The 23762-nt window shown below is 71.5% G+C and carries 20 protein-coding genes and 1 tRNA gene; 11 read left to right on the top strand and 10 right to left on the bottom strand.

All coding sequences use genetic code 11. From position 1 onward, the window contains the following. The first annotated feature begins 17 nt into the window (after window positions 1–17). From NYZ98_RS18240 to NYZ98_RS18250, 3 genes are all read left to right on the top strand, one after another. Complete coding sequence (locus NYZ98_RS18240) at window positions 18–812, top strand: uracil-DNA glycosylase (protein ID WP_262844006.1); 795 nt, start codon at window positions 18–20, stop codon at window positions 810–812. A gap of 190 nt (window positions 813–1002) precedes the next feature. Continuing rightward, window positions 1003–2322 carry an NAD(P)/FAD-dependent oxidoreductase gene (locus NYZ98_RS18245; RefSeq protein ID WP_262844007.1) on the top strand — a complete coding sequence of 440 codons (1320 nt, stop codon included), beginning with the start codon at window positions 1003–1005 and terminating at the stop codon, window positions 2320–2322. A gap of 231 nt (window positions 2323–2553) precedes the next feature. Then, window positions 2554–2626: transfer RNA gene (locus NYZ98_RS18250), tRNA-Leu, on the top strand. A gap of 107 nt (window positions 2627–2733) precedes the next feature. Here NYZ98_RS18250 and NYZ98_RS18255 read toward each other — a convergent pair. Then, the gene (locus NYZ98_RS18255) at window positions 2734–3597 is read right to left on the bottom strand and encodes a helix-turn-helix transcriptional regulator (RefSeq protein ID WP_262844008.1); all 864 of its coding nucleotides are present in this window, start codon (window positions 3595–3597) and stop codon (window positions 2734–2736) included. An 88-nt stretch (window positions 3598–3685) separates the two neighbouring features. Between NYZ98_RS18255 and NYZ98_RS18260 the strand changes: the two genes are divergently transcribed. The 4 genes from NYZ98_RS18260 to NYZ98_RS18275 all read left to right on the top strand — a co-directional run bounded on the left by NYZ98_RS18260 (window position 3686) and on the right by NYZ98_RS18275 (window position 6990). Then, window positions 3686–4654: an LLM class flavin-dependent oxidoreductase gene (locus NYZ98_RS18260; protein ID WP_262844009.1), complete on the top strand. Its 969-nt coding sequence runs from the start codon at window positions 3686–3688 to the stop codon at window positions 4652–4654. Window positions 4655–5202: 548 nt separating this feature from the next. Next, window positions 5203–6003, top strand: coding sequence for a Bax inhibitor-1/YccA family protein (locus tag NYZ98_RS18265; protein WP_262844010.1), 801 nt, complete (start codon window positions 5203–5205; stop codon window positions 6001–6003). Between the two features lie 214 nt (window positions 6004–6217). Then, a complete protein-coding gene (locus NYZ98_RS18270; RefSeq protein WP_262844075.1) occupies window positions 6218–6451 on the top strand; it encodes a DUF4287 domain-containing protein in 234 nt (77 codons plus the stop codon). Window positions 6452–6579: 128 nt separating this feature from the next. Continuing rightward, window positions 6580–6990 (top strand): PPOX class F420-dependent oxidoreductase, encoded by a 411-nt coding sequence (locus NYZ98_RS18275; protein ID WP_262844011.1) that lies wholly within the window; start codon window positions 6580–6582, stop codon window positions 6988–6990. Between the two features lie 38 nt (window positions 6991–7028). On the opposite strand, the gene NYZ98_RS18280 is transcribed toward NYZ98_RS18275, so the two are convergent. The 3 genes from NYZ98_RS18280 to NYZ98_RS18290 all read right to left on the bottom strand — a co-directional run bounded on the left by NYZ98_RS18280 (window position 7029) and on the right by NYZ98_RS18290 (window position 10904). Continuing rightward, a complete protein-coding gene (locus NYZ98_RS18280; RefSeq protein ID WP_262844012.1) occupies window positions 7029–8249 on the bottom strand; it encodes an acetyl-CoA C-acetyltransferase in 1221 nt (406 codons plus the stop codon). A gap of 249 nt (window positions 8250–8498) precedes the next feature. Further along, window positions 8499–9851 carry a PQQ-binding-like beta-propeller repeat protein gene (locus NYZ98_RS18285; protein ID WP_262844013.1) on the bottom strand — a complete coding sequence of 451 codons (1353 nt, stop codon included), beginning with the start codon at window positions 9849–9851 and terminating at the stop codon, window positions 8499–8501. Window positions 9852–9902: 51 nt separating this feature from the next. Then, a complete protein-coding gene (locus tag NYZ98_RS18290) occupies window positions 9903–10904 on the bottom strand; it encodes an SGNH/GDSL hydrolase family protein (RefSeq protein ID WP_262844014.1) in 1002 nt (333 codons plus the stop codon). 284 nt (window positions 10905–11188) lie between these two features. On the opposite strand from NYZ98_RS18290, the gene NYZ98_RS18295 reads away from it, so the two are divergent. Next, window positions 11189–12568, top strand: coding sequence for a cystathionine beta-synthase (locus NYZ98_RS18295; protein WP_262844015.1), 1380 nt, complete (start codon window positions 11189–11191; stop codon window positions 12566–12568). A gap of 86 nt (window positions 12569–12654) precedes the next feature. Here NYZ98_RS18295 and NYZ98_RS18300 read toward each other — a convergent pair whose 3' ends face one another. Together NYZ98_RS18300 and NYZ98_RS18305 are read right to left on the bottom strand one after the other, a co-directional pair. Continuing rightward, a complete protein-coding gene (locus tag NYZ98_RS18300; protein ID WP_262844016.1) occupies window positions 12655–13839 on the bottom strand; it encodes a sensor histidine kinase in 1185 nt (394 codons plus the stop codon). A 110-nt stretch (window positions 13840–13949) separates the two neighbouring features. After that, window positions 13950–15218, bottom strand: a complete 1269-nt coding sequence (locus tag NYZ98_RS18305; protein ID WP_262844017.1) for an MMPL family transporter — start codon at window positions 15216–15218, stop codon at window positions 13950–13952. Between the two features lie 255 nt (window positions 15219–15473). Here NYZ98_RS18305 and NYZ98_RS18310 point away from each other — a divergent pair, with 255 nt between their 5' ends. Further along, window positions 15474–16616, top strand: a complete 1143-nt coding sequence (locus NYZ98_RS18310; RefSeq protein WP_262844018.1) for a cystathionine gamma-synthase — start codon at window positions 15474–15476, stop codon at window positions 16614–16616. A 30-nt stretch (window positions 16617–16646) separates the two neighbouring features. Here the strand turns inward: NYZ98_RS18310 and NYZ98_RS18315 are convergent, their stop codons facing one another. The 4 genes from NYZ98_RS18315 to NYZ98_RS18330 all read right to left on the bottom strand — a co-directional run bounded on the left by NYZ98_RS18315 (window position 16647) and on the right by NYZ98_RS18330 (window position 20977). Continuing rightward, window positions 16647–17078, bottom strand: coding sequence for a hypothetical protein (locus tag NYZ98_RS18315; protein WP_262844019.1), 432 nt, complete (start codon window positions 17076–17078; stop codon window positions 16647–16649). A 74-nt stretch (window positions 17079–17152) separates the two neighbouring features. Further along, on the bottom strand, window positions 17153–17314 hold the full coding sequence (locus NYZ98_RS18320) for a hypothetical protein (RefSeq protein WP_262844020.1): 162 nt from the start codon (window positions 17312–17314) through the stop codon (window positions 17153–17155). Window positions 17315–17499: 185 nt separating this feature from the next. Further along, window positions 17500–19461, bottom strand: a complete 1962-nt coding sequence (locus tag NYZ98_RS18325; RefSeq protein WP_262844021.1) for a vWA domain-containing protein — start codon at window positions 19459–19461, stop codon at window positions 17500–17502. A 40-nt stretch (window positions 19462–19501) separates the two neighbouring features. After that, window positions 19502–20977 (bottom strand): sigma 54-interacting transcriptional regulator, encoded by a 1476-nt coding sequence (locus NYZ98_RS18330; protein WP_262844022.1) that lies wholly within the window; start codon window positions 20975–20977, stop codon window positions 19502–19504. A gap of 193 nt (window positions 20978–21170) precedes the next feature. Between NYZ98_RS18330 and NYZ98_RS18335 the strand changes: the two genes are divergently transcribed. Both NYZ98_RS18335 and NYZ98_RS18340 read left to right on the top strand, forming a co-directional pair. Then, entirely contained in the window at window positions 21171–22391 is a 1221-nt protein-coding gene (locus NYZ98_RS18335) for an FIST signal transduction protein (protein ID WP_262844023.1), read from the top strand. Between the two features lie 128 nt (window positions 22392–22519). After that, entirely contained in the window at window positions 22520–23665 is a 1146-nt protein-coding gene (locus tag NYZ98_RS18340; RefSeq protein ID WP_262844024.1) for an ROK family protein, read from the top strand. The last annotated feature ends 97 nt before the right edge of the window (window positions 23666–23762 follow it).

Here is a 23762-nt window from a genome sequence, read left to right on the forward strand (position 1 = left end):
CTGGCACGATCGGAGCCATGAGCTTCGTTCCCCCAGGCAGCGGATGGCCGGACGACCCCGCCGGCCCGGACACCCCGGTGGCGGCCACCCCCGAGCAGGTGCGCGAGCTGGCCGGGTCCAGCGACGGCCTCGGCGAGCTCACCGCGCGGCAGTCGGTGTGCCGGGCGTGCCCCCGCCTGGTGGAGTGGCGCGAGGAGGTCGCCGACGTCAAGCGGCGCGCCTACGCGGGCGAGACGTACTGGGGCCGGCCCATCGCCGGCTGGGGCGACGAGAAGCCGCGCGTCCTGCTCGTCGGGCTGGCCCCGGCGGCGCACGGCGGCAACCGCACCGGCCGGGTGTTCACCGGGGACCGCAGCGGCGACTGGCTGTTCGCCTCGCTGCACCGCACCGGGCTGGCCGCCCTGCCGACCAGCACCCACGCGGGCGACGGGCAGCGGCTGATCGGCGCCCGCGTGGTCGCCGCGGTCCGCTGCGCGCCGCCCGCCAACAAGCCGGCCGTCGAGGAGCGCGCCGCGTGCTTCCCCTGGCTGGTCAGGGAGCTGGAGCTGGTCGCCGAGCCGGTCCGCGTCATCGTCGCCCTGGGCGGGTACGCCTGGCAGGCGGTCTGGCCGGCGCTGCGGGAGGCTGGCTACACCCTGCCGCGGGCCAGGCCGGCGTTCGGCCACGGCGCCGAAGCGGAGATCGCGTACGGCGCGGAGCCGGTCCGCCTGCTGGGCTGCTACCACCCGAGCCAGCAGAACACCTTCACCGGCCGGGTCACCGCGGACATGCTCGAAGCGATCTTCAGGCGTGCCGTCGAGCTGGCCGGATGAGCGCTCCCGGCGGGGAGTGAAGTACGTCACGTGCCGAAAAATTTCCGGTCTTCTGCCCGGAATCCAGGGAGTAAGTGTACGGATCCGGAAAGATCTCCTGTTTTCCCCAATAAGTGATTGGCGTCGGCGACCCATCTGGCGTAACCTTGTGAATGGTTTCACAAGCGATACGCCACGAAGGGGCACCCAGGTGGACCACAAGGCCAAGCACATCCTCATCGTCGGCGGAGGGTACGTCGGTCTCTACACAGGACTCCGGCTCCAGCGCGCCCTGCGCCGCGAGCTCAAGTCCGGCAGCGTCCGGATCACGGTCATCGACCCGCAGTCCTACATGACCTACCAGCCCTTCCTTCCCGAGGCCGCGGCGGGCAACCTGTCCCCGCGTCATGTCGTCACGCCGCTGCGCCGGGTGCTGTCCAAGGTCCGCATCCGCAACGGCAAGGTCACCAAGGTCCACCACGCGAACAGGTCGGTGACGTTCGAGCCCAACGCGGGCCCGAGCGAGGAGATCGAGTACGACGTCATCGTCATGGCCGCCGGCTCCATCTCGCGCACCCTGCCCATCCCCGGGCTCGCGGACGCCGCCATCGGCTTCAAGTCCGTCGGCGAGGCCATCGCGCTGCGCAACCGCGTCCTCGCGCTCCTGGACCGGGCGGACTCGACCGACGACGAGGAGGTCCGCCGGCGGGCGCTCACCTTCGTCGTGGTCGGCGCCGGCTTCGCGGGCGTCGAGGCCCTGGCCGAGCTTGAGGACATGGCCCGGGACGCGGTGAAGTACTACGACAGGCTGAGCGAGAAGGACCTGCGCTGGGTGCTCGTGGAGGCCAGCGACCGCATCCTGCCCGAGGTCGGCCCCGAGATGGGCCGGTGGACCCTTGAGGAACTGCGCGAGCGGGGCATCGAGGTGAAGATGAAGACCCTGCTGAAGTCCTGCGAGGGCGGCCATGTGGTGCTCTCGGACGGCGACGCCTTCGAGTCGGCGACGATCGTGTGGACCGCCGGGGTCAAGCCCAGCCCGGTGGTGAACGCCGGGGACCTGCCCCTGGACGAGCGCGGCCGGATCATGACCACGACCAAGCTGACCGTCTCCGGCACCAACGGCGCCTTCGCGGCGGGCGACGTCGCGGGCGTGCCCGACGTGACCAACCCCGGTCAGTACTGCGCGCCGAACGCCCAGCACGCCGTGCGGCAGGCCAAGGTCCTCGCGGACAACATCGTCCGCCACCTCCAGGACCGCCCGCTGCGGGAGTACCGGCACAAGTACGCCGGGTCGGTCGCGGGCCTCGGCCTCCACAAGGGCGTGGCCAACGTTTACGGGGTCAAGCTTCACGGATTGCCTGCGTGGTTCATGCACCGCACGTACCATCTGTCCCGGGTGCCGACCGTGAACCGTAAGGTCCGCGTGGTGGCCGACTGGACGCTCGCGCTCTTCTTCAAGCGGGAGACCGTCTCACTCGGTGAGATCGAGTCCCCCCGCGACGACTTCAGGGCCGCGGCAGCCACAGGCTGACTGCTTCCGGTACGGCTCGCGCCGCAATGTCTGGGGCGCGAGCCGTACTGTTCTCTGTAGGCATAACAGAGATGGCGTGGTGAAATTGGGCTACTTGAGCGGTCTGTTGTTCATTGCCCGAGTCACGGGGGCGCGTGACGTATACCGTTATCTTGCGCACTACGGAAGGAAGAGCAGAGACGTGGGCTCTGACCCGTTACGCAAGTGTGGTCCGTTACGTATGATTACGGCGCCCCCGTAGCCCAATGGCAGAGGCAAACCCCTTAAAAGGGTTCCAGTGTGGGTTCGAGTCCCACCGGGGGCACCCGGCCGACTATATGAAACGACCCGCTGGCAGTAACGCACTCCCGCGCCTATATCCTTGTCGGTTTGCCGCCGGTCGCGTGCGTTTATCGCGAGGGTCCAAACCGGTCAAACCCCCGGCCGTTCCTCGGCCGGTGGTGAATCGTTACCATCCTGTGCCGTTTCCCGGCGGCGTTCATCCGGCCGTCCCGCGCCCTCCGCGCCCCGCTCCCCGGCCTGGGCCGTCAGGATGGCCGCCGTGGCCTGGTCGGCGGGCAGGAAGGCCTCCAGCTTCAGCTCCGACAGCGTGACGTCCACGGCCGTGGCGAAGGTCGTGACCGTGGTGACGAGCCGCAGCTCGCCGCGCTCGGAGGCCAGCCGCAGCGGGACCGCGAAGCCCAGATGGCCAGGACCCACGGGCGAGGGCGGCGCGTACGACCGCAGCTCGGCGTGCAGGTCCGCCAGCCGGCCGCCGGGGTCGCGCAGGGAGTCCTGGTGCAGGCGCTCGACGATGTGCCCGGCCCATTCGGCGAAGTTGCGGATCCGGGGCGCCATGCCCCGGGGGTGCAGGGCCACGCGGTAGGCGTTCACCGGGGGCGCCAGCAGTTCGGGGGCCACTCCCTCGCAGAGCACCTCGAAGGCCGCGTTGGCGGCCACCAGGAAGCCGTACCGGTCGACGACGATCGCCGGGTAGGGCAGGTGGCCGTCCAGAATGTGGTCCAGCGCCGCGCGCACCGGCGCCAGGGCGGGATCCTCCAGGCTCGTCTCCGGGTACACCGGCGCGTACCCCGCCGCCAGCAGCAGCCCGTTGCGCTCGCGCAGCGGCAGCTCCAGCGACTCCGCCAGCCGCACGACCATGGAGCGCCCCGGCGCCGACCGGCCGCTCTCCATGAAGCTGATGTGCCGCTGGGTGGTGCCCGCGCGGATGGCGAGGTCGAGCTGGCTGAGATGGTGCCGGGTCCTGCGTTCACGCAGGGCCTGAGGGAAGTCCACCCACCCAGTTGTAGCCCCTGCCGGCGACGCCCGGCGATTCCGTGCGGGGAATTGCCACCATTCACCGGCGGCACGCACGCTTCGCCCCATGGATGATGAGATTCGCCTGGGAGTCATGCTCCCCACCGGACGGGACCAGTGGGGCGTGGGCACCGACCCCCGCCGCCTGCTCGGCTTCGCGACCCGGGCCGAGGAGCTCGGCTTCGACTCCGTCTGGGTCAACGACTCCCTGCTCCTGCCGCGTATCGAGGCGCTGACCATGCTGGCCGCCGTGAGCTCGGTGACCGAGCGCGTGAGGCTCGGCACCGCCGCGCTGATGCCGGTGCTCCGCCGGCCCGTGCAGGCGGCCGAGGCCCTCGCCTCCCTGGACCTGCTGTCGGGCGGCCGGCTGACCGTGACCGTGGGCGCGGGCTTCCCCGGGCGGTTCGGCCGGCCGCTCCACGAGCTGTCGCAGGTGCCGTGGGAGGGGCGTTTCGCCCGCCTCGACGACACCGTCGCGCTCTGGCGCCACCTGTGGACGACCGAGGCCCCCGGCTCCTACCACGGCACGGTGCTGCGCTTCGACGACCTGCCACGCGGCACGGCGCCGTACCAGCCGGGGGGACCGCCCATCTGGCTCGGCGGCGCCTCTCCCTCGGCCCTGGCCCGTACGGGCCGGCTGTACGACGGCTGGCTGCCCTACCCGCCCGACCCCGCCGACTACCGGTCCGGCCTGGCCACCGTGCGCGAGGTGGCCGGAGAGGCGGGACGGGCGCCGGGGGCGGTCACCCCGGCGCTGTTCGCGACGATGCTGTTCACCGAGGACGCGGAGAGCGGGCGGCGCGCGCTGGACGCCTTCACCCAGGCGAACTACACCCTGCCCGTGGAGATCGCCGAGACCATCCAGACCATGGTCGCCGGGCCGTTCGCGCACGTGGCGGAGCACCTCGGCCGCTACGTCGCGGCCGGGACCAGGCACATCGTCTGCCGGATCGCCGCGCTGGACCTCGCCGCGCAACTGGACCAGCTCGAACAGGTCATCGAGCTCGGGAAATCGCTGAAAGCCGGGCGGCCGTGAATGGCCGGGGCGGCGGCGAATCGTCCCGCCGCGACCGGGACGGGCCGGGCCCGAATCGGGGCGGCCTTTGGGTCCCCGGGGTGGCGCGTCTTCCGCCCAATCGGATAGTCGCATTCCCGGGAGCGCGCTATCGGATATGACTCCCCGTAATTACGCGAAAACGATGGCCCTCCCAAGAAAGGGATTACTTCTCAGTATCCTCGTAAAAACCTCCTCGGATGGGGTTATCGGGCGCGACCTAACGCCCGTGCGGCCGGTTCCCGTCCGCGGGCCCGGCCCGGAGGCCCGGCGGCCCGGCCGGGGGGGTCACGCGCGCGGTGCCGGCCGCGCGCGGAGTGATCGAAACGCGACCTGGGGGCCGGAACTCGGGTGTGCGCTCGCTCGTTGTATCCGTTGCCGTTGGATGTCGGCCCGCCCGTCGTCCAGCGGTGGAAAAACGGCAGGGGCCCTCCTGACCGCCGTAACGGATGCGAAGCTATGTGCTACAGGCGGAACCTCCTGTGAGGCTCGACCGAACAGGCTGATCGCAGGTCGCAGTGGAGGCAGTGATGCAGAGTAAGAACCCGGTTCTGAGCAGGCTGGGCCAGCAGAACGACCGCCGGGGCTGGGCCGGCCCCACGGCGAGCCCCCAGACCTTGCAGGGCATGTACAACGCCCCGTCGTACGCGGGCCCGCCGCCGCCCACCGCGACCCGGCCGATGACGATCGACGACGTCGTGGTCCGCGGGTTCATCACCCTCGGCACCCTGGTGGTGTCCGCCGCGCTCGCCTGGTACTTCAACGTGGGCTGGGCCCTCGCGGCCCCCGCGGTGATCGTCGGCCTGGTGCTCGGGCTGATCGTCTCGTTCCGCCAGAGCACCAACCCCGCGCTGATCCTCGGCTACTCCGTCGCGTACGGCATCGCCATCGGCGTGATCAGCAAGATGTACAACGACATGTACTCCGGCGTCGTCCTGCAGGCCGTGCTCGGCACCATGGTCGCGTTCGCCGGCGTCCTGTCGGTGTACGCGCTCAAGATCTTCCGGCCCACGCCGAAGTTCACCAAGTTCGTCGTCGCGGCCGGTTTCGCCGCCGTCGGGCTGATGCTCCTCAACTGGGTCGCCAGCATCTTCGTGGGCGGCGGCCTCGGCCTGCGCACCGACAGCCCGATCGGCTGGATCTTCAGCGTCGCGATGATCCTGCTCGGCTGCTTCTTCCTGCTGCTGGACTTCGACGCGGTCGAGAAGGGCGTGCGGGCCGGCGTCCCCGAGAAGTACTCCTGGCTGATGGCCTTCGGCCTCACCGTGAGCCTCGTCTGGATTTACCTGGAGATCCTCCGCTTCATCAGCATCTTCTTTAACAACGACTAGATCTTCGCGGACGCCGCGACCTCCGGCACGGGAACGGCCGCCGATTTTTCGGCGGACCGTTTCTGTCCGGCATGGCCATCGAACCTTTGGGTAAGCCCACGGACAGCGACTAATGATCTACCTCGTGTAAGTGAAGGCTGGCCATTGGGGTCTTGCCATCACGGGGCTGGTGATGCAGTGTCAAGCAAAAGAGGCTTCACTCATGGAGGTGCCCATGTCGTTGAACCACTCACTGGAGACGCAGAACAAGCTGGTCGCAAGGGTTCCGGACATCACCGGACGCGCACTCCCAGAGTGGTTCCAAGCCATCGACAACGGCCCGGCTTTCCTACGGTGTGACGAGCGGGCCAACTGGCTCGCCGACGAGCACGGGCTGACCCACGGCTACGCCGCGGCGATCGTGATCGAGCACGAGCGGCAGCGCCGTTCCCGCATGGGCTTCATGTAAGCCCCTGCCCGGCCCTAGCGCGCCCACGTCATCTGATGGCGTGGGCGCGACTCGCGTCCCGGCCCGGCGGCGGTCCTTCGGCCGTGCCCGCCGGGATCGACGCCTCGCACATGGATCATCATGGACTCATGGATCTCGACGAAGCCCGTGAATTCATCAGGAACAACCACCGCGCGGTGATGGTGACCCGGCACGCCGACGGGCGCCCGCAGACCTCCCCGGTGACGGTGGGCGTGGACGGCGCAGGTCACGTGGTGGTCAGCACCCGGGAGACCGCCGCCAAGGTACGCAACCTCCGCGAGGACCCCCGCGTCATGCTGTGCGTGATGACCGACGCCTTCTTCGGTCAGTGGATCCAGGTCGAGGGCACCGCCCGCGTCGTGCCGCTCCCCGAGGCCATGGAGGGGCTCGTGGACTACTACCGCGACATCTCCGGCGAGCACCCCGACTGGGACGACTACCGTGCCGCCATGGTCCGGGACCGGCGGGTGATCGTCAGCATCGACCTCACCCGCGCCGGCCCCGATGTCCACGGCTGACGGCGCCGCCCGCTCAGGTCAGGTGCGCGGCGGCCCGGTCAGCCCAGCCGCTCCAGCACCATGGCCATGCCCTGGCCGCCGCCGACGCACATCGTCTCCAGGCCGACCGACTTGTCGCGGAAGCGCAGGCCGTTGATCAGCGTGGAGGTGATCCGGGCGCCCGTCATGCCGAACGGGTGCCCGACGGCGATGGCGCCGCCGTTGACGTTGAGCCGGTCCAGGTCGATGCCCAGCTCCTGGTAGGACGGGATGACCTGGGCGGCGAACGCCTCGTTGATCTCCACGAGGTCGACGTCGCCGATCGACATGCCCGCCCGGCCCAGCGCCTGCCGGGACGCCTCGACCGGCCCGAGGCCCATGATCTCGGGGGACAGGCCGGTGACGCCGGTCGACACGATGCGCGCCAGCGGCGTGATGCCCAGTTCCGCGGCCTTGACGTCGCTCATCACGATCACCGCGGCGGCGCCGTCGTTCAGGGGGCAGCAGTTGCCCGCGGTGACCGTGCCGTCCGGCCGGAACACCGGCTTGAGCTGCGAGACGGCCTCGTAGGTGGTGCCGGCCCTCGGGCCGTCGTCCTTGCTCACGACGGTGCCGTCCGGCAGCGTCACCGGGGTGATGTCCTGCTCCCAGAACCCGTTGGCCAGGGCCTTCTCCGCCAGGTTCTGCGACCGGACGCCGAACTCGTCCTGCTCCCTGCGGCTGACGCCCTTGATCCCGGCGACGTTCTCGGCGGTCTGCCCCATCGCGATGTAGACGTCGGGAAGCTGGCCGTCCTGGCGCGGGTCGTGCCACTCGGGGGCCCCGCCCCCGGCCGCGGCGTCCGTGCGGGTCTTGCCGTCGAGGAACAGGTGGTTGGTGGTGTCGGGCAGCGAGTCCGAGCTGCCCTTGACGAAGCGCGAGACGACCTCGACGCCTGCGGAGATGAACACGTCGCCCTCGCCGGCCTTGATGGCGTGGAAGGCCATGCGGGTGGTCTGCAGGGACGACGAGCAGTAGCGGGTGACGGTGGTCCCCGGCACGGTGTCCAGGCCGAGCAGCACCGAGACGACGCGGGCCATGTTGAAGCCCTGCTCGCCGCCCGGCAGGCCGCAGCCCAGCATCAGGTCGTTGACGTCGTTCGGGTCGAGCTGCGGGACCTTGTCCAGCGCGGCCCTGATCATCTGAGCGGTCAGGTCGTCGGGACGGATGTCCTTGAGCGACCCCTTGAAGGCTCGGCCGATCGGCGACCGCGCCGTCGCGACGATTACTGCCTCGGGCATATGGCTCTCCTGGGTTCGTGGCAGGGCTCCCTCCAGCGGAGGTTACCCCGCGGTACGGCGATTGCCACGACCCGGGGCGGTAGAAACAGAACTTTGTACGGGAGGCCCCGTGAGCGGATCACGAGGCCTCGGACGCGGATGTGCGGCCGGACCTGGCCCGACGCTCGGGACGGGCGGGCGCCTCAGCCGTACATGCCGGTCACCCTCAGCCGTACATGCCGAGCACCTCAGCCGTACTGGCCGAGCGCCTCAGCCGTACATGCCGGGCGCCGAACCGGTGGTGTCCCGCACGGCGTGGAGGGCGCCCTTCTCGTCACGCCACAGGCGCCAGCCGTTCTGGCTGCCGGTGAACCACGCGGGAGGGGCGCCGGACCCGGCCACGCGCCTGCCGGTCGCCAGGTCGAACTCGCACAGGGACGCCACCGAGTAGAAGCCCTGGGCCAGGCCCGTGAGCGCCAGCGGCTTGGGGTCGGTGACGCAGAACGACCAGCCCTGCCGGCCCTTGACCGGCGCCGCCTTCCCCGAGGTGAAGTCGAACGTGGCGCCCGCGGCGTTGGGCTTGAGGAAGTCGAGCCTGCCCATGTCCTGCGGGAACGCGAGCCACCATCCCGTGCCGGGCACCTGGTCGACGGTGATCTGCCCGACCACGCGGCCGGATCGGGGGTCGAGGCGGGCGAAGCCGCCGTACTGCCCCTTCGCGTCGATGGGCCGCACGATGGGCGCGAAGCCGGGGTTGCCGCTCGGGTAGACGCGCACGACGGAGGGGCGCAACCAGTTGACCTTGCCGTCCGCGAGCTTGACCGAGAACAGGCCGAAGGCCGAGGTCGTCTTCTTCTTCAGGTTGGTGAACGGGGCGACGTAGCCCACGAGGTCACTCCCGGCGCTGCCGAAGGACCAGCCGCCCGACAGGTCGATGCCGGGGCTGAGCGCCTGCTCGACGTTGATCTGCCAGCTCCGCGCCCCCGTCCGCAGGTCGTGCGAGGACAGCACGGGGTGGCGGGCCATGCGGAGCATGACGACCTTGGCGGCGTCCGACCACTCCACCTCGGCGATGCCGGGGAGCTTCCACAGGAGCTTTCCGGTGAGCGGGTCGAGCACGACCATGCGGGCCGTGGTCAGGGCGGTGTTCTCCGCCATGCACAGGTAGGCGCCGCAGCGCTGGGGGCCGAAGGTGGAATGGACGGGACGCGCCCACTTGCGCTGCCCGGTGCGGGCGTCGCGGGCGACCAGTGTCGCGTTCCATTTCCCCTGTTTGAGCGGCTCGATCGAGGCGACGACCCCCTGGCCGGGGCCGGCCTCCACGACGGCGGGCGGCTGCACCCCCATCCCGGGCAGCCGCCCGGCGATCGTCGCGGGATCGGCCCACAGCCTTCTCCCGCTGGACAGGTCGAGGGCGGCGGTCTCCAGGGTGCCGTCCTGTCTCATCGAGGTCACCGCGGCCACCCCGGCGGCCACGGTCGCGCGGCTGACGGCGTTCACCTCGGTGTTCTGCCAGGTCGGATGGGCCTCGTCGATGGCCGCCTTGCTGCTGGAGCAGCCGGCCAGGGTCAGGGCCAGGGCTAAAGCCGAAGCTGGTTTAGCGAGGGGCCGGATCACGGTCATTTGACTCCAATGCGGGCAGAGTGGCAGCTCTGTCGCGGAGGGTGACCGGATCTAGGCGCTACGAGGCATCGCCCCTGGCCGACGGCGAAGTATCGTGGCCCACATTCCGTGGGGGCCGGTCGCTCGGCCGGCGACGCGGGTCGCGGAGACCTCGGTGCCGGACTCCTCCGCGGCGATGGCCGCCGCGAGGTATATCGATTGCGATCCCTCGCCGCGCTCGGGTGCGGGCTCTGGCCACAACCCCAACGCAGCGCATACAGAAGGTAGCACTACGTAAGCGGACTGTTGGTAGCCTCGCGCAGATGGGTGGTATCGGTCGGGTCCGAACATCTCGCCGGGATATGAGGCGAATTCGGGGCCGAGGATGTCCGCGAACGCCACGGTGCGCCCGCCCTCCTCGATCACCGCGACCGTCTGGGCCGCCGCGAGCTGGCGGCTCCACCGCCGCGTGACCCAGCGGAGCGGCTGGCCGATCGGCCTGATCGTGCCGAGGTCGGGGCAGGTGCCGACGACGACCTCCGAGCCCGCCTCGCGAAGCCGCCGTACGGCCTTCTGCAGGTGACGCACGGCCTCGGCGGGCTTGGCCTGGGTGGTGACGTCGTTGGCGCCGACGAAGATGATCGCGATGTCGGGACGCACCTTCAGCGCGCGGTCGACCTGGATGCCGAGGTCGGCGGAGACCGCGCCGGACCGGCCGTAGACGTTCAGCCGCACCGGCAGCTCGGCGATGGCGGCCAGGCCGTTGGCGAGGAGCACGGCGGGGGTGGTGGAGGGGTCGGTCATGCCGAGCCCGACGGAGGTCGAGTCGCCGAGCATGACCAGCCTGATCGGCTCCACCGGCCCGCCGTCCTTCCGGCTCGGCCACTCCCCGTAGATCCCGTCGGAGGCGGGCCCTTCCATGCCGTGCGGGCGGCCGACGAGCCTGCGGGCCAGCATCGCCTCCGCCATGAGAAGGCCGTACACGGCCGCTCCCAGCGCGGTGACGCCCCCGCTGCCGACGGCGGCCGCGGTCGCGATGCGCCGGGCTGCCCGTGCGGTTCCAGGCGTCCACATCACGTGGTGTCCTTCCTGATCCTCGTACCTTCGGCGGCGTTTCCCATCATGGTTCTGTGGCTGTATGTGGTGATTCGTAGATCTTTTTCGGCCTCGTCATAGTCCTGAGCACTATGATCGCCGCCGTTCGGATTCGCCAAGGGCGCGACTCGCGGAAGCCCGTCCCCGGGAGTGGTAGTCGTGACGGTACGGTGTGGAATTGAAACCCGCCGGAGACCAGATCATCCAGGGAAGACCGGCATCGGCAAGCTGATGAAGCTTCGGTAAATGAGGTGTTATTCCCGGTGCGCGTTCACGACTCGCTCATCGAGCTCATGGGCAACACTCCGCTCGTGCGCCTCCGCAAGGTCACGGCCGGAGTGTCGGCGCAGGTCCTGGCGAAGGTCGAGTACCTCAACCCGGGCGGCTCGGTGAAGGACCGCATCGCGCTGCGCATGGTCGAGGCGGCCGAGCGCTCAGGGGAGCTGCGGCCCGGCGGCACGATCGTGGAGCCCACGTCCGGCAACACGGGCATCGGGCTGGCCATCGTCGCCCAGGACAGGGGCTACCGCTGCCTGTTCGTCGTCCCCGACAAGGTGGCCCAGGACAAGATCGCCGTGCTGCGCGCGTACGGCGCCGAGGTCGTCGTCTGCCCGACGGCCGTCTCGCCCGAGCACCCCGAGTCCTACTACTCGGTCTCCGACCGCCTGGCGCGCGACACCCCGAACGCCTGGAAGCCCGACCAGTACTCCAACCCGGAGAACCCCGCCAGCCACTACCACACCACCGGCCCGGAGATCTGGGACCAGACCGACGGTCGCGTCACGCACTTCGTCGCCGGCGTCGGCACCGGCGGCACGATCAGCGGCACCGGGCGCTACCTCAAGGACGTCTCCGGCGGCCGGGTCCAGATCATCGGCGCCGACCCCGAGGGCTCGGTCTACTCCGGCGGCTCCGGGCGGCCCTACCTGGTCGAGGGCGTCGGCGAGGACATCTGGCCGGCGACCTACGACACCACGGTCGCCGACCGGATCATCGCGGTCTCCGACAAGGACTCCTTCGGCATGACCCGCCGCCTGGCGCGCGAGGAGGCGCTGCTGGTCGGCGGCTCCTGCGGGATGGCCGTCGTGGCCGCGCTCAAGGTGGCCGCCGAGGCCGGGCCCGAGGCGGTCGTCGTGGTCCTGCTGCCCGACGGCGGCCGGGGCTACCTGTCCAAGATCTTCAACGACGACTGGATGGCCGACTACGGCTTTTTGACCTCCGCCAGCGAGGAGGGGTCGGTCGGCGACGTGCTCGGCCGCAAGTCGCCCGGCCTGCCCGAGTTCGTGCACACCCACCCGCACGAGTCGGTCAGCACGGCCATCGCCATCATGCGCGAGTACAGCGTGTCCCAGCTCCCCGTGATGAAGGAGGAGCCCCCGGTCATGGTGGCCGAGGTGGTCGGCTCGATCGTCGAGCGCGACCTGCTGGAGGCCCTCTACCGGGGCAGGGTGCGCGGTGAGGACCCCATCGAGGAGCACATGTCGGCGCCGCTGCCCATGATCGGCTCGGGCGAGCCGGTCTCGGTGGCCATCGAGGCGCTGGAGAAGGCCGACGCCGCCGTGGTCCTCGACGACGGCAAGCCGATCGGCCTCATCACCCGCCAGGACCTCCTCGCCTTCCTGGCCAGCACCGTCACTCCCTGACCCCGCGCGCCCGGAGGCGTACGCGGAGGTGTGCCTGGACGTGCGCCCGGCGGTCGGTGGCCCCGTCGGGCACGGCCGTCCGGGCGCTAGGTCGGGCGCGGGCCTGGGTGGGCGGCTGGGGGTGTGTCGCCGGTGGGGAACCAGGCGTGCACCTCCCAGGTGCCGTCCGGCATGGCCCCGGCCGCGAAACGGCCGCCGACGGCCTCGACCCGCTCGGCCATGCCCACCAGCCCGAACCCGCCGCCCAGCCGTGAGACGCGCGGGTCGGCGGACGACCGCTGGTTGCGCACCCGCAGCAGCACCCCCGGTCCCTCCCGCAGCAGCCCCGCCCGCACCCAGCCCGCCTTGGGCGCGTGCCGCCGCACGTTGGTCAGCGACTCGCGCAGGACGCGGTGCAGGGTGGTGAGCACCTCGGGGGCCAGGTCGTCCTCGCTGACGCCCTGGCCGACGTCGAAGGCGACCCCGGGGCCGTCCGCCGAGAACCGATCCACCATCAGGCGCAGGTCGGCGAGGGTCGTGCCGGCCTCGCGGGACGCGTCGTCCCCGGCGCGGAGCAGCCCGACCAGGCGGCGCATGGAGGTCAGGGCGTCGGAGCCGGCGCCGGCGATGGCGTCCAGCGCGGGCACGACGGCCTCGGGCATCTGGGCCGCCACGGTCCTGGCGGCCTGGGCCTGCACCACGATGCCGGTGATGTGGTGGGCCACCAGATCGTGCAGCTCGCGGGCCAGCTCCAGCCGCTCGGCCCGCCGCACGGCGTTCACCGTCTCGGTGCGGCGCTCGCGCTGGAAGCGCAGGTAGCCGCCGATGCACGCCGCCGTGACCCAGGCGACGAAGAACAGGTAGCCGAAGCCGACCGTTGCCAGCGACCCATGGCCGCGCAGGGCGACGGCCAGCTGCAGGGTGATCATGGACAGCAGCGATAGGAGCGCGGCCAGCCGCAGGGGCTCGACCCAGCGCAGCACCCCGACGGTGAGCAGCAACAGGGAACCGCCCTCGGCGAAGCCGGGGGTGCCCTGCCAGGGGAGGATCCCGATGGTGACCGAGACGGACGCGGACATCCCCATCAGAAGGATCATGCCCTGGACGCGGAACCGGTGGCGCAGCAGGTAGGTCCCGATGCCGATCAGCCCGCACACCGGTACGGCGTACTGGGCATGGCCGAGGGAGTGCGCCGCCGCGGAGTCGGCCAGCAGGAGGAGCCCGAGCCAGCCGACCATCGCGACCTCGCTGAGCCGCTGAATCCAGGAGACGAACCGCCGCGTGTCCCTCACGACCCCCGAGCGTAAACGCACCCCCGCACCAAGGAATCCCCCATTCGGCCGACCCCCACCCACGCACGCCGGTCGGCCTGCATGGTCTTCGCGGGCGAGGGTGGGACGTGCTAGGCCGGGGCGGTGTCGGGCCACCAGGCGCGGGTGCCGAGCATCGCGGTGAGGCCGGGGACGACGACGAGCGAGAGCGCCGCGCCGCCGGCCACCAGGCAGACGCCGGACAGCACGTCGTACACGGTCGCGGCGAGCGTCCCCGCGACCAGGAGGGCGGCCAGCGCGGGCGGGCCCGCGTACTTGATCGCCAGGGCGGAGGAGGTACGGGGGTCGCGGCCGGTGCCGGTCGCCTCGCGCACCCGCGCGAGGACCAGCAGTGCCGTGGAGACCGTGACGGCCAGCGTGAACATGAACACGGCGAGCTGGTCGCCCGGCCGCGCGGCCGTCGTCCCGGCGGCCCACGCGACCAGCAGGGCCCCGGACGCGACGTACGCGGGGGAGACGAGGCTCCGCAGGACCAGGGCGAGGACGAGCGCCACGAGCACCCCGGCCACGGCCACGACGGCGGCGGGGAGCGGGGCCGGCACCAGGACGGGCCCGGTCGCCCCCATCGCGAGGATCAGCCCGGCCGCCACCGGCGTCCACGCGGCCGGGTGGGCGGCGACGGCGAGCCCGAGCCTGGTGCCGCCCTTACGGGGGCCGGAGGGACGACCCTTGCGGGGACCCGGGCGGCGGCGGGACGGCCAGGCCAGCAGGGGGGCCAGCACCGTGAGCAGGGCGGGGAGCAGGGTGAGGGCGACCAGGATCCCGGCCGACGCGGTCACGGCGAGCGCCGGGCCGAGGCCGCGGGTCCCGGCACCGAGGGGCAGCGCGCCGCAGGAGACCGTCCAGGCCGCGTACGCCGTCGCGACCACAGGTCCGACCCGGTCCAGGCAGGTCTGGACGGCGACGGCGGGCCCGTCGCCCGAGGACAGGCGTTCCTTGAAGCGGTGGACCATCATGACGGCGCACCCGAGGGCCGTGCCGTACGCGAAGAGGGCCGGCGGGGCGGGCAGGCCGAGGGCGGAGACCACGACGGCGGACATCCCGTGGACGGCCACCGCCGCCAGCAGGGCCAGGGGCACGGCGAGGGGGGAGCGCAGCACGGCCGCCAGCGCGAACAACACCACCCCGGCCGCCACCATCCCACCCCCACCCCCCGGCACGGGCCCATACCCCCCAAGCAGCCCAGATCCCACGGCGCCTGGAAGGCCGGGGCCCGGGACGCCCAGGAGGGTGATGAAGGGGTCCTGGCGGGTCAGGATGAGGGCGGCGAGCGCGGCCGTCCAGAAGGCCACGACCCACCACGCGTGGCGGGTCGTGAGCCTGCCGATGACGTCGAGCACTCGCCCTCGCTCCCGTCGTACCTGGCCGAGCCCCTCCCGAACGGACGGTGTTCACCCCGAGCCGGGGCCGCCACGATTCCGTACGCCGGATCGGACCGGGTTCGCGCCCCTGGGGTGGGGCGGGTTGGTCCTTGAGGTGACCGTAAGGGGGCGGGTGGGGAGGGGGCATCGGGCCTGGGGGCGATTCTTGTCTCGTCCTTTGGCCTTAGTGCGGAAGGCGGGGTTCGTCCTCCGGGAGGGCGATAGCGTGGAGCCATGATTGAAGGCTTCGAGACTTTGGCCATTCACGCAGGCCAGGAGCCCGACCCGTACACCGGTGCGGTCGTGCCTCCCATATACGCCGTATCGACCTACAAGCAGGACGGTGTCGGCGGGCTGCGGGCCGGATACGAGTACAGCCGGTCGGCCAACCCCACCCGCACCTCCCTGGAGGAGTGCCTGGCCGCGATCGAGGGCGGCACGCGCGGGATGGCCTTCGCCTCCGGCCTCGCCGCCGAGGACACCCTGCTGCGCACGGTGTGCCGGCCCGGCGACCACGTCATCATCCCGAACGACGCCTACGGCGGCACCTACCGCCTGTTCGCCAAGGTCCTTTCGCGATGGGGCCTGAACTACGATCCGGTGCCGCTCGGCGACATCGACGCGGTGCGCGCGGCCGTGCGCCCCGACACCAAGGCGATCTGGGTGGAGACCCCCACCAACCCGCTGCTGGGCATCTCCGACATCGAGGCCCTCGCCTCCATCGCCCACCAGGCGAACGCCCTGCTGCTGGTGGACAACACCTTCGCCTCCCCCTACCTGCAGCAGCCGCTGGCGCTCGGGGCCGACGTGGTGGTCCACTCCACGACGAAGTACATCGGCGGGCATTCCGATGTGATCGGCGGCGCCCTGATCACGCGTGACCGCGACCTCGGCGCCGAGCTGGCGTACCACCAGAACGCCCTGGGGAGCGTCGCGGGGCCGTTCGACGCGTGGCTGACCCTGCGCGGGATCAAGACGCTCGCCCTGCGCATGGAGCGCCACAGCGACAACGCCGAGCAGATCGTCGACCTGCTGATGGCGCACCCCCGGGTCACCGAGGTGTTCTATCCGGGTCTCGCCGGGCATCCCGGGCACGAGGTGGCGGCCAAGCAGATGAAGCGGTTCGGCGGGATGGTGTCGTTCCGTGTCGCCGGCGGCGAGGAGGAGGCGGTCGCGGTGTGCGACCGTACGAAGCTGTTCATCCTGGGCGAGTCGCTGGGCGGCGTCGAGTCGCTGATCGAGCACCCCGGCCGCATGACGCACGCCTCGGTCGTGGGTTCGCCCCTGGAGGTCGCCGGAGACATCGTGCGCCTGTCGGTGGGCATCGAGACGGCGGAGGACCTGATCGCCGACCTCAGGCAGGCTCTGGGCGCGTAGAGAGGCATCCTGGGCCCGTCGTGAACGGGCTCAGGGGTTGAACCAGACCATCAGCACGAGGATCACGAGCCAGATGAGCGCCATGACCGACGACAGGGTGGCGATCCTGCCGGTCTGGACCTTGGCGTCGTCCTCGGGGATGTCGTTGGAGAGCACGCGGACGGCGGTGCTCTGGTCGCGGTCGATGATGACCAGCAGCACCGCCGCCACGATGAACAGCGTCATAGAGACCGACAGGTACGGCTTGCCGATGTTCCGGCCGGCGATGGCGAGGCCGAACAGGAAGACGCCGAGGGTGAGGACGCCGAAGATGCGCGTCGTGCGGTGCAGATAGCGCAGCACGGCGCTGTCCCTGGCCCTGATGTAGCGCGGAGTGAACATGGTCGCGGCGGTCACGGGGCCGATCGCGAAGATCGCGAAGCCGATGTGCAGCCAGAGCAGAAGTTTGTCGAGGAACGACATGCCGCTGAGGCTATCGTCTGGCCGATCAACGGGGAACGGCCCCGGGTGAGCCCTACGCAATCATGAGCGGCGGCTCAGGGTTTCGGGAGGTCCGGCACGTCCCGCGCCGCCACCTCGGGGAGCTCGGTCTCGTCGTGGGCGGGCGGTTTGGGGGCCCGGTGGCGGTTGTTCACGGTGACCTCGAACATCATCACCGTGAACACCATCAGGACCAGGAGAGCGGCTGCCGCGAGCATCGCACTCTCCTTTCGGCACCGGCGGAACCCGGAGTTTCTCGGTCAAGCACTCTTAATGAATATCCTCCGAGATCGCATATCGATCGGCAAGTGATTAACGCCCGCAAGAAAACGCGCCGGTGGTCATCGGAAACCACGGCAGAACGTGACATACCCCTGCGAACCGCCGTTCAGACGGCGCGGGGTCAGCGGGTGCGGCGGGCCCGCAGGAAGTCGCTGACGACGTACTCGCCGAGACGGTCGGCGCTGGGGGAGAAGACCCGGCCGCCGTTGCGCCGGGCGACCTCGTCCACGAAGTCCTTGAGCCGCTCGTCGGTGGCGAGCATGAACACGTTGATCGTGGCCCGGCGGCGGGTCATCTTGTCGACCTCCGCCAGCGTGAGCTCCAGCGTCTCGCGGGACGGCGGCCACTCGAACCAGTAGCGGCCGTTGCGCATGAGGTGGGCGGTCGGCTCGCCGTCGGTGACCACGAGCACCACGGGCTCGAAGTCGGGGTGCCGGTCGAGGTGGCGGCCCGCGATCAGCAGGGCGTGGTGCAGGTTGGTGCCCTGGACCATGTCCCATTCGAGCCCGGCCAGCTCCTCGGCCTGCAGCACCCGCGCGTAGTTCGAGAAGCCGATGATCTGCACGGCGTCCCCGGGGAACTTGGACGCGACCAGCGCCTGCAGCGCGAGCGCCGTCTGCTTGGCCGGCGCCCAGGTGCCGCGAAGGGCCATGGAGTAGGACAGGTCGACCAGCAGGCACACAGCGGCGGCCGTGCGACGCTCGGTCTCGGCCACCTCGAAGTCGTCCACCGACAGCGCCACCCGGCCCTCGCCGCTCGCGCCGCCGTCGCCCCGCCGCACGCCGTTGACCAGGGTGCGGACCACGTCGATGGGCTGCTCGTCGCCGAAGCGCCACGGGCGCGAGGAGCCGGTGAGCTCGCCGGCGGCACCGGCGTCGCGCTGGTCGTGGTCGCCGCGGCGGCCCGCGTCCAGCGAGTCGAACACCCTGCGCAGGGCGGTCTCCCCGAGCCGGCGCACGGCCTTCGGGGTGAGCTCCAGCTTGCCGCGCTGGCGCCGGAGGTAGCCCTGCTGCTCCAGCTCGCGCTCGATCTGCTTGAGCGTCTCCAGGTCGTCGACGGCCGAGCGGCCGAGGGCGCGGCGGATCGCGGACTCGTCGACGTCGTCGAGCCGGGCGCCGGGGTAGTCCTGGCGGAGCGCCGCTTCGAGCTGGTCGAGGTCGGCGAGCTCCTCGAGGGCGCTGACCGCGTCCCCCATGCCGAGGGGTTCTTCGCCGTTCATCCGCTCGGGGGTGTCCCAGGGCAGGTCGGGACGGCGGGCGTACAGGGACTCGCCGAGGCGGGACATCTGCTCGCCGAGGCCGGCCTGCTCCAGCGTCTGGTCGATCAGCCCCTGGAGTTCCGCGCGCTGCTCGGGGGTCATGGAGGCGAGCATCCGCTGGGTCGCGGCGGCCCGGCGGGCCAGGATGTCGACCAGCTCTTCGAGGTCGCGGGGATTCTCCGGAAAGAATTCCCCGTGTTTCTCCATAAATTTGTTGAAATCATCTTGGGTGTGCTGACCGCGGGCGTCCCGATCCAGCATGTCGTTCAAATCCGACATCATCTGCCGGACCCGTTCCATCGATTCCGGGTCGGGATTGGCCAGCGCGTCGCGCATGCCGCGGAACTGGCTGTCCAGCACCTCCCGGCGCAGCAGGTCGCGCAGTTCCTCGAACGTCCGCCGGGCGGCGGGGGACCGCCACTCGTAGGAGCCGAGCTGCCGCACCGCGCTCGCCGTGTCGGCGGGCACGGAGTCCAGCTCGGTCTCGCGCAGCCGGGCCTCGTCGGAGGGGTCGGGGAACAGCTCGGCCCGCTCCTGCCCGATGGCCTTGTCCAGCAGGGCACGGGCACGCTCCAGCGTGCCGTCCAGGTTGCCGCGCTCGCGCAGCTCGCGGCGGCGTTTGTGCACCTCGCGGAGCAGCTCGTCGAGGCCGCGCCGGTCCGGAGCGCCGGGCAGGCCCCGCCGCAGCAGGTCGCGCAGGGAGTCGGCCGGGTTGGAACCCGACAGGATCGCGTCGCCCATCTCGTCGAGCGCGGCGCGGACGTCGTACGGCGGTGCCAGCGGATCGGGCCCGTCGTGGTACTCGCCGTATCGGTAGCCACTCATCTCTTGTGACCCTAATCGTCGTGTGCCGGTATGCGAGGACTCAGGTGCGGTAGACGGCGCCCCCGTCGACCTCGTCCTTGGACAGGCGCCGCATGAGGTAGAGCCCTTCGAGCGCGAACTCCAGCGCGGCGGCGGCGTGCCCGGGGGACTCGTCGCCCTCGCCCATGCCGACGGCGGACATGATCTTGGCGAGCCCGTTGACCGGCCCGATCTGGTGCAGCAGCTCGGTCGCGGGCGTCAGCTCGCCGGACTGGATCTGGATGCCCTCGCTGAACTTGTCCAGCAGCGCGGACAGGTCCATGCCGCCCAGCGTGCCGCGGAAGGTCTCGGCGGTCGCCCGGCGCAGCAGGTGGGCGAGCACCTCGACCTCGCGGCCCTCCTCGCTGACCTCGAACTCCACCTTGCCGCGCAGCGTCGGCACGATGCCCGGCAGGTCGCACACCCGGGTCACGGGCCGCTCCTCGCCGGTCAGCGCGGCGCGGCGTACGGCCGAGGCGGCGGCGGTCTCGGCGGCGGCGATGGAGAACCGGGCCGAGACGCCGGAACGGGAGTCCACGGCGGTGGACTCGCGGACCAGGCGGGTGAAGCGGGCGATGGTCTCCACGAGGTGGTCGGGCAGCTCGGCGCTCAGGCCGGGCGGGTCGGCCGCCACGCCGCCGGTCTCGCCGAGGTCCTGGCCCCGCCAGTTCAGCGCGGCCTCCTGGCGGATCAGGGCGAGCTCGTCCTCCAGGGTCGGCGGGTAGTGCGTGCGGATCTCGGCGCCGAACCGGTCCTTCAGCGGGGTGATGATGCGGCCCCGGTTGGTGTAGTCCTCGGGGTTGGCGCTGGCGATCAGCAGGATGTCCAGGGGCAGCCGCAGGTTGTAGCCGCGCACCTGGATGTCGCGCTCCTCCAGCACGTTGAGCAGCGAGACCTGGATGCGCTCGGCGAGGTCGGGCAGCTCGTTCACCGAGAAGACGCCCCGGTTGGTGCGGGGCACCAGGCCGTAGTGGACGGTCTCGGGGTCGCCGAGGGTGCGGCCCTCCGCGATCTTGATCGGGTCGACGTCGCCGATCAGGTCGCCGACGGAGGTGTCCGGGGTGGCGAGCTTCTCGCCGTACCGGTCGTCGCGGTGCTTCCAGGCGACCGGCAGCTCGTCGCCGCGCTCGGCGGCCAGGCGCGCGCAGCGGACGCAGGCGGGAGCGTACGGGTGGTCGTTGATCTCACAGCCGTCGATGACCGGGGTCCACTCGTCGAGCAGAGTGGTGATCGTCCGGATGAGCCGGGTCTTCCCCTGGCCGCGCTCGCCCAGGAGCACCAGGTCGTGCCCGGCCAGCAGGGCACGCTCGAGGTGGGGGAGCACGGTGTCGTCGAATCCGACGATGCCCGGGAATCTCGGCTCGCCTGAGCGTAATCTGGCGAGCAGGTTTTCGCGGATCTCCGCCTTGACCGTGCGATAGGTATGTCCACTTTCGCGCAGGTCACGGAGAGTGCGAGCCTGCGGCGGTTCACTTCGTGGTGTGGGCGATTCATGCACGCAACGAGACTACGTCCCGTAGGGAGGTTACGGCAGCTTATACACATTTCGGATCTTGACCATTGCGTGACGCGCCGCACGCGTCGTTAGTCCCGTAGTGGGGAGAATCCGGCCAAGAGGGGCAATTTACGACGCGCTACGACTCACGACACAAGACGCGCTACGGCTCACGACACAGGAGGAGGCGAGGCGTGTGGCAGTGCTGACGAGCAGGTTCGCCGACGGTCTCGCCATCGGCTCCGATCTGGTCTCCGCCGCCGAGACCGCGGTGCGCCAAGCGCTTTCCGGCCTGTCGGGACCGGCCGACCTCGTGTGCTTCTTCATCTGCGGCGACGACCCGGAAGAGGTGGCCCAGGCGGGCCTGCGTGCCATGCGCATGGCGCCGGGGGCGCAGGTCATCGGTTGCAGCGCCACCGGCGTGATCGGCGACGGCCAGGGCGTCGAGCTGACCTCGGCGGTCAGCGCCTGGGCCGGGAGCCTGGGCGGCGGGCGGGTGACCCCCTTCGCGCTGGAGACCCTCCACATGGAGGAGCGTTTCGTGATCATCGGCCTGCCCGACCGCGGCCAGGACGACCAGGTGGCGATCCTGCTCGCCGATCCGTACAGCTTCCCCACCGACGCCTTCGTGGAGCACTCCGCCGACGTGCTCGGGGACCTCCCGCTGGTCGGCGGCCTGGCCAACGGGATGCGGGGGCAGGGCTCGGTCCGCCTGTTCGCCGGCGGCGAGATGTACACCGAAGGGGCGATCGGGGTGATCCTGAGCGGCCCGATCAACGTCAGCACCGTCGTCAGCCAGGGCTGCCGGCCCATCGGCCCCACCATGGTCATCACCCGCTCCGAGGAGAACCTCCTGCTGGAGCTGGCCGGGCAGCCCGCGCTCGCCCGCCTGGAGGACATCGTCAGCGGCCTCGACGAGGAGGACCGCGAGCTGGTCGCCTCCGGCCTGCAGATCGGCGTCGCCATGGACGAGTACGCCGAGAGCCACGAGCGGGGAGACTTCCTGATCCGCGGCATCGTCGGCATCGACCCCGAGCGGGAGGCCGTCGCCGTCGGCGACGTGCTCGACATCGGGCAGAGCGTCCGCTTCCAGGTGCGCGACGCCGCCACCGCCGACGAGGACCTGTACGAGCTGCTCGACGCGCACGCCGAGCAGCGGGGGCGCATCGACGGCGCCCTGCTGTTCTCCTGCAACGGCCGGGGGTCGGCCATGTTCGGCAGCCCCGACCACGACGTGCTCGCCCTGCACGACACCCTCGGCCCGATCGGCATGGCGGGGTTCTTCGCCGCCGGGGAGGTGGGGCCGGTGGGCGGGCACAACCACGTCCACGGGTTCTCCGCGGCCATCCTCGTCTTCTCCAGCGGGGTCGGCCCGAACGGCACCCCCGGGGGCGAGAAGGCCGCCCGTGGCGCCTGACCCCGGAGCCGTGCCGGCTGAGACCGTGGCGCGTGTACGCGAGGCCGTGCCTGGCGCCGTGCCGTCCCCTGGGGCCGCCGTCCTGGTGGCACGCGTTCCGGCCGCCGTGCCGTTACCCGGGTGTGCCGATGGCGGGTGACGCGGGTGTGGTGGTGGCGGTGGACGTCGGGGGGACCAAGCTCGCCGCCGGGCTCGTCGGCCGCGACGGGGAGATCCTCGTCGCCGACCGTGTCGCCACCCCGCCCGGGGGCGACGCGCCGACGCTGTGGAAGGCCCTGACCGGGCTGGTCGACTCCGTGCTCGACCAGGGGCCGGGAGGCGAGGTCATCGGGGTGGGTGCCGGCTGCGGCGGCCCGATGGAGTGGCCCGAGGGTGCCGTCTCCCCGCTCAACATGCCCGGCTGGCGCGGCTTCCCCCTGCGGAGGCGGCTCGCCGAGCACCTCCCCGGTGTGCCCGTACGGGTCCACAACGACGCGATCTGCCTGGCGGTGGCCGAGCACTGGCGCGGGGCCGGCCAGGGGAGCGACGACATGCTGGGCATGGTCGTCTCCACGGGGGTCGGCGGCGGGCTGATCCTCGGCGGCCGGCTGATCGACGGCGGCACCGGCAACGCCGGGCACATCGGGCACGTCGTGGTGGACCCCGAGGGCCCCGCCTGCGGCTGCGGCGGGCACGGCTGCCTGGAGGCCGTCGCCCGCGGCCCCGGCCTCGCCTCCTGGGCCCTGGAACAGGGCTGGGCGCCCGGCACGTCCGCCGGGCTGCTCCAAGACCTCGACCCCGCTCCCGATACGCCCTCGGGCCTGCTCCAGGACGCCGGCCCCGGTCCCGGTACGCCCTCGGGCCTGCTCCAGGACGCCGGCCCCGGTCTCGGTACACCTGCGGGCCTGCCGCCGGCCGTGGACGAGGGCGCGGAGGGGCGGGTGCGGGGGTACGTCGAGGCGGCGCGGGCGACCGGGAGGCAGCTCGCGGCGGACGCCGCCGCCGGGGACGAGATCGCCCGCCTGGCCATGGCCCGCGCCGGAAGGGCGCTGGGCGTCGCGATCGCCTCGGCCACCCACCTGTGCGACCTCGACCTGGTGACCATCGGCGGCGGCCTCTCGCAGTCGGGGCCCGCGCTCTTCGAGCCCCTGGAGCAGGCCCTGCGCGAGCACGCCCGCTTCCCGTTCGCGAGGCGCGTCCGGGTCGTCCCCGCCCGGCTCGGCCAGGCCGCGGGCCTGATCGGCGCGGCGGCCCTCATCCTGGCCCCCGGCCGCTACTGGTCCGGCCCCGCCTGACCCTCCGCGCCGGGACGACCGCGCGACCGCCCTCGGGCGGCCCGGGGGAGGACGGCGTCCGGCCCTGGAGGGGCTCGGGGAAGGGGGTCCTAGCATC

The organism is Sphaerisporangium corydalis (assembly GCF_025506355.1).
Lineage (GTDB): Bacteria > Actinomycetota > Actinomycetes > Streptosporangiales > Streptosporangiaceae > Sphaerisporangium > Sphaerisporangium corydalis.

Excerpts from the sequence above, each read along its gene's own strand:
- NYZ98_RS18285 (WP_262844013.1), bottom strand. The coding sequence starts at position 9,851 with ATGACCGTGATCCGGCCCCTCGCTAAACCAGCTTCGGCTTTAGCCCTG.
- NYZ98_RS18275 (WP_262844011.1), top strand. The coding sequence starts at position 6,580 with ATGGATCTCGACGAAGCCCGTGAATTCATCAGGAACAACCACCGCGCG.
- NYZ98_RS18260 (WP_262844009.1), top strand. The coding sequence starts at position 3,686 with ATGGATGATGAGATTCGCCTGGGAGTCATGCTCCCCACCGGACGGGAC.
- NYZ98_RS18240 (WP_262844006.1), top strand. The coding sequence starts at position 18 with ATGAGCTTCGTTCCCCCAGGCAGCGGATGGCCGGACGACCCCGCCGGC.
- NYZ98_RS18325 (WP_262844021.1), bottom strand. The coding sequence starts at position 19,461 with ATGAGTGGCTACCGATACGGCGAGTACCACGACGGGCCCGATCCGCTG.
- NYZ98_RS18315 (WP_262844019.1), bottom strand. The coding sequence starts at position 17,078 with ATGTCGTTCCTCGACAAACTTCTGCTCTGGCTGCACATCGGCTTCGCG.
- NYZ98_RS18320 (WP_262844020.1), bottom strand. The coding sequence starts at position 17,314 with ATGCTCGCGGCAGCCGCTCTCCTGGTCCTGATGGTGTTCACGGTGATG.
- NYZ98_RS18270 (WP_262844075.1), top strand. The coding sequence starts at position 6,218 with ATGTCGTTGAACCACTCACTGGAGACGCAGAACAAGCTGGTCGCAAGG.
- NYZ98_RS18280 (WP_262844012.1), bottom strand. The coding sequence starts at position 8,249 with ATGCCCGAGGCAGTAATCGTCGCGACGGCGCGGTCGCCGATCGGCCGA.
- NYZ98_RS18290 (WP_262844014.1), bottom strand. The coding sequence starts at position 10,904 with ATGTGGACGCCTGGAACCGCACGGGCAGCCCGGCGCATCGCGACCGCG.
- NYZ98_RS18265 (WP_262844010.1), top strand. The coding sequence starts at position 5,203 with ATGCAGAGTAAGAACCCGGTTCTGAGCAGGCTGGGCCAGCAGAACGAC.
- NYZ98_RS18340 (WP_262844024.1), top strand. The coding sequence starts at position 22,520 with ATGGCGGGTGACGCGGGTGTGGTGGTGGCGGTGGACGTCGGGGGGACC.
- NYZ98_RS18310 (WP_262844018.1), top strand. The coding sequence starts at position 15,474 with ATGATTGAAGGCTTCGAGACTTTGGCCATTCACGCAGGCCAGGAGCCC.